Genomic DNA, 5,041 nt, shown 5'->3' with positions numbered 1-5,041 from the left:
CCGCGTCGATCGGCGCGGTCGATTCGCGCACGATCAGGCGGGGGGCGGGATCATCGACGACGATGCCCGTCGGATCCTCGCCCTGAATTCGGCCATGCACCTGCGCGAACGCGCGGCGTCCGAGCTCATACCAGGGCATTGTCACCGTCGTCAGTGGAGGCCACGAGTTCTCAGCGGTCCACGAGTCGTGCAGCGCCACGATCGACACGTCGGCGGGAACCGCAAGCCCGAGGCGGCGGGCACGAGACAGCAGACCGATCGCCGCGTTCACGTTCGCGACGAAGATCGCGGTCGGTCGGCGCTCGCCGCTCAGCAGCGCGTCGGCCGCACGCTCGCCGTCGGCGGCCGTATAGCCGAACGAGGTGACGAACGTCGGATCGACATCGAGCCCCACCGACGCCATTTGTGTGCGAAACCCGCTCTCGCGTCGGACGTTGGTCGGGTTTCCGGGCACGCCGCCAGCGAAGGCGATGCGCTCGTGTCCGAGATCGATCAGGTGGCGCACGGCGACGCGGGCACCGAGGTCGTCGGGCATCGTGGCCGATCCCGGCGCGTTCGCCTCGACGGAATTGAGAATGACCACCGGCTTCTGCTCGGCGAATCCCGCGATCGCGTCGACGACGTTCGGCCGATCTCCCGGCTGCAACAGGAGCGCATCCACACGCCCCTCGCCGAGGAGCTTCCGCGCACGCTCGTCCCCCGGCTCGAGGTCCTCCGTACGACCCATCAGGACGAGATAGTCGTGCTGGATCGCGGCATCCTCGACCCCGCGCACAAGCTCGATGAAGATCGCGTTGATGAGGTCGGGGACCACGAGGGCGATAACGTTTGAGCGCGCCGACCGCAGCGCTCGACCGGCCGAGTTCGGACGGTAGTCGAGATCGCGGGCAGCCTGCTTGATCCGCTCTCGCGTCTCGTCGCTGACGCGCGTCTCCGGCGCATCGCTCAAGACTCGGGAAACCGCGGAAACCGAGACCCCGGCCCGCGCGGCGACGTCGCTCAGAGTTGCCATGGGCCGATCATAATGGGGGATTGATATGCTGTTCACATGAGGAACTTCGCCGCCGCGCATATCGCGGGCATTGCGTCGATGCGTCTCCGCCGCGCCGCCTGACGGCGGCGCCCGAGTCCATCCGCTCCCCGCTCCGCCGTTCCGGTCATCGCCGGGCGGTGTTTCGTGCTGTCTGCGCATCGTCGCCCGGCTCCGCAACGAAGCCACGGAGACGATTTTGTCCCTCACCCCTTTTCCTCAACACGGATCCTCGGATTCCCTCGCCCTTCCTGCCGGTGATCGCGCACAGATCACCGCGTCGGGCGTCAGCATCACGCGCGGCGGGCGCCGCGTGCTCGACGCGGTCGATCTGACGGTGTCGCCGCGCTCACGACTCGCGATCGTCGGCGAGAACGGCCGCGGCAAGACGACCCTGCTGCACCTGCTCGTCGGCACGCTCGCTCCCGACGAGGGCACGGTGCGCGGCGCCGGCTCGATCGGCGTCGCCGAGCAGGAGCTCGATGTAGCGCCCGGCACGACGGTCGGCGACCTGATCGGCGAGGCCGTCGCGCCCTCCCACGCCGCGCTGCGTGCCCTGGAGCATGCGACCGAGTCCCTGTCGTCGAACGCCGCCGGCGCCGACGACGCGTACGCGGACGCGCTCGAGCAGGCCGTCCGGCTCGATGCCTGGGACGCGGATCGACGAGTCGATGCCGCGCTCGAGGCGCTCGATGCCTGCACGGACCGTGAGCGCGACCTCGCCACCCTGTCGGTCGGCCAGCGCTACCGCGTGCGGCTCGCGTGCCTGCTGGGCGCCGAGCGCGACTTCCTTCTGCTCGACGAGCCGACCAACCATCTCGACGCCAACGGGCTCGATTTCCTCACCCGGCGGATCCGCGAGCATCGCGGTGGCGTCGTGGTCGTCAGCCACGACCGCGCGCTGCTCGCCGACACGTGCGAGGAGTTCTTGGACCTGGATCCGTCGCGGGACGGCCGCCCGCGCCGCTACGGTGGCGGGTACGCCGGCTGGCAGGAGGGGCGCCGCGCGGAGCGTGAGCGATGGGAGCAGGAGCATGCGGATCAGCAGCTCGAGCACGCCCGCCTCGCCACCGCCGCACACACGGCTCGCGACCGGTTGCAGACCGGATGGCGTCCGCCGAAGGGAACTGGCAAGCATCAGCGCCAGAGCCACGCCCCCGGCGTCGTGCAGGCTGTCGCACGAGCGCAGGCGGCACTGGAGGCGCACCGTGTGACGGTCCCGGCCCCGCCGCTCGCCTTCTCGTTCCCAGATCTGCGGCCCGGCCGAGGCGTGCTGCTGAGCGCGGACGACGTGACCGTCGAGAACCGGCTGACGCGCACCGTGAGCGTCGGGCTCTCGGCGGGTGAACGCCTTCTCGTGACGGGGCCGAACGGCGCGGGCAAGTCGACGCTGCTCGCCGCGCTGGCGGGGCGCTTGGAGCCGACGACGGGATCCGTGCGGTCGGGAGGTGGCACGCGCGTCGTGCTCGTGGCACAGGAGACCGAGGTCGACGACGAGTCACGCACGGCGCGCGAGGTGTTCGACCAGCACATCGGCAGGTTGAGATCGTCGGGGATGCTCTCGGATCGTCACGCGCTCTCGCTCGGGTCTCTCGGGCTTCTGCCCGGCGACGCGGTCGCGAACCGCGTGCGCGATCTCTCTCAGGGGCAGCGGCGGCGCTTGGATCTCGCGCTGCGTCTCGCCGAGCGTCCGGACGTACTGATTCTCGATGAGCCCACCAACCACCTGTCGATTTCGCTCGTGGACGAGCTGACCGAGGCGCTCGGCGCGACCCGCGCAGCGGTCGTCGTCGCGACGCACGACCGCCGCCTGCTGAGCGACCTCGCGGAGTGGCCACGGCTCGAGATCGGAGCCGCATGAGGGATGGAGCAGGCAGGGATCACGGGAGTCTCGCCCCGATGCGAACCCGATCGAACCCGTCCGCGAGAGTCGGGCGTCGTGATCCTCCATGCGGGACAGTCGTTAGAGAAAGGAGCGCGCTGTGATCGACGCATTGAACCGACTGGTCGACGAAATCGAGGCACACCTGGGGGAAAAGCTTGATCTCGAGAAGCTCGCGGCAAACGCGGGGACGACCGAATATCACCTGCGCCGCATGTTCTCGTCGCTCGCGGGCATGCCCGTGGCCGAGTACATCAGGCGTCGGCGGATGACCACCGCCGCCGCTGACGTCGTCGGGAGTACCGACGGCCTGCTCACGATCGCTGTGCGGTACGGCTATGGCTCGACCGAGGCCTTCGGGCGGGCGTTCCACGCTGTGCACGGCGCGCGACCGGGCGACGTGCGGCGAAACGGCGGCCCCCTTCGCAGCCAACCGCACCTCAGATTCCGACTCACTATCGAAGGGAGCATCCCTATGGACGCTCGCATCATCACCGAACCGACGCTCCGCCTCGTGGGCCACGCCGTTCGCGTCCCACTGATCTACGAGGGCATCAATCCACACATCGAAGCGCATATTGCATCGCTCCCGGCCGGCGAGCACGCGCGTCTCACGTCGCTGAACGATGCTGAGCCGACAGGGCTTCTTCAGATCACCGACGACGTCGAGCAGGACGCGACGGAGGGCAGCGAGCTCACCTACCTGCACGGCGTCTCGGTCGGCCATACGACGCCGGTGCCGGAAGACCTGGATGCCATCGAGGTTCCACAGGGCAACTGGGTCGTCTTCCGCACCAGCGGCGCACACCCGAAGGCTCTACAGGATGCATGGGCGGCATCCGCCACAGATTGGTTCCCATCGAATCCGTGGCGGCTTCGCCCCGGCCCCTCGATCGTTGCGATACTCGACCGCGCGGAGGATCTCTCCACGGCGACGTGCGAGCTGTGGATGCCGGTCGAGCGAGGGTAATCGTCCGCGACCAGTCCTGCTGAGGCGGCGGGACGCGAACTTCTCCTGCTCTGCCACGGGTTCTGCACGGCGCTCATCGGGCACTACGAAGGAGAGGATCGGGAGTTGTTCCCGGCAATCGCGACCGCTCATCCCGAGCTGCGCGACACGTTGGGTTACCTGGAACAGGACCACTCGATGATCGCTCATCTGCTGGTCGGCCTGCAGTCGACCCTCACGGAAATGCCCGACCCCACGGAGCTCACCCTGCACATGGAGGGCATCGCCGCGATCATGGAGAGTCATTTCCGTTACGAGGAGCACCAGCTTCTCGAGGTGCTGGAAACGCTCGCTCTTGACGCCGATCCGCAACACGTACTGGGGCCGCTGTGAGCGCACGGCACGCAGGGACGACGCTCTCGTGGCCGGCCCCAGGCACGGGATAACGGCGATAGTGTGCACAGACAACGGCCTGACGAGAGGAACGAGAACGTGAAGATCGGCATCATCCTGGGTTCCATCCGCACCGAGCGCGCGACGGAGGCCGTCGCGCGCTACGTATACGACCTCGCGGCGCAGCGCGACGGCGAGACCACCTTCGAACTCATCGACCTGGCGACGTTCGATGTTCCGCTCCTGACGACGCCGATCCATCCGATGGTGGCGAACAAGAACTATGGCGACCCGAACGTTCAGCGCTGGTCCGCCGCGATCGACGCGTGCGATGCGTACGTCTTCGTCACGCCCGAGTACAACCACGGCGTGCCCGGCGGATTCAAGAACGCCGTCGACTCGTTGGGGGCCGAGTGGGTGGGGAAGCCGGTCGCCTTCATCGGGCACGGTTCGGTGGGCGGAGTCCGCGCCATCGAGCAGTGGCGTCAGATCGTCGCGAACTTCTCGATGCCCGTCGTGCGTGCCGAGGTCAACTTCAACGGGTTCACGCACTGGAGCGACGGCGAGTTCCAGCCGGAAGATCGCCACGTCGACGAGGTGGGCGGCGTGCTCGATGAGCTCGAAGGGCTGGCGCGCACCGTGCGCTCATAGGCACCACCGGGCGCGGGCGCTATCGTTTCGGCCCGGTACTCACGGTCGTGCCGTCGCATCCCGGCCTCGGTAGGAGGTGACGTCCCTTACTCGTCTCCGAACCCGTCGCTCATCTGCACCATGTCGTGGAAGCGGC

4 protein-coding genes and 1 pseudogene are annotated in these 5,041 nt (G+C 68.3%); 4 read left to right on the top strand and 1 reads right to left on the bottom strand.

The features are described from left to right. On the bottom strand, positions 1-1,012 hold a 1,012-nt coding region (locus ACTIAO_RS17010; RefSeq protein ID WP_441907284.1), incomplete at its 3' end, for a LacI family DNA-binding transcriptional regulator. Positions 1,013-1,229: 217 nt separating this feature from the next. Between ACTIAO_RS17010 and ACTIAO_RS17005 the strand changes: the two genes are divergently transcribed. The 4 genes and pseudogenes from ACTIAO_RS17005 (at position 1,230) to ACTIAO_RS16990 (ending at position 4,905) form a co-directional block, all read left to right on the top strand. Next, positions 1,230-2,891, top strand: coding sequence for an ATP-binding cassette domain-containing protein (locus ACTIAO_RS17005; protein WP_441907283.1), 1,662 nt, complete (start codon positions 1,230-1,232; stop codon positions 2,889-2,891). Positions 2,892-3,012: 121 nt separating this feature from the next. Then, positions 3,013-3,882, top strand: a complete 870-nt coding sequence (locus ACTIAO_RS17000) for an AraC family transcriptional regulator (protein WP_441840521.1) — start codon at positions 3,013-3,015, stop codon at positions 3,880-3,882. Between the two features lie 42 nt (positions 3,883-3,924). Beyond that, a pseudogene (locus tag ACTIAO_RS16995) lies at positions 3,925-4,254 on the top strand (hemerythrin domain-containing protein); the annotation flags it as partial. Between the two features lie 99 nt (positions 4,255-4,353). Then, positions 4,354-4,905, top strand: coding sequence for an NADPH-dependent FMN reductase (locus ACTIAO_RS16990; protein ID WP_441840523.1), 552 nt, complete (start codon positions 4,354-4,356; stop codon positions 4,903-4,905). Positions 4,906-5,041: the final 136 nt, after the last annotated feature.

This window comes from Microbacterium sp., assembly GCF_052099035.1.
GTDB lineage: Bacteria > Actinomycetota > Actinomycetes > Actinomycetales > Microbacteriaceae > Microbacterium.
The sequence above is the reverse complement of the archived record's forward strand: the minus strand, read 5'-3'. Positions and strand labels throughout refer to the sequence as shown.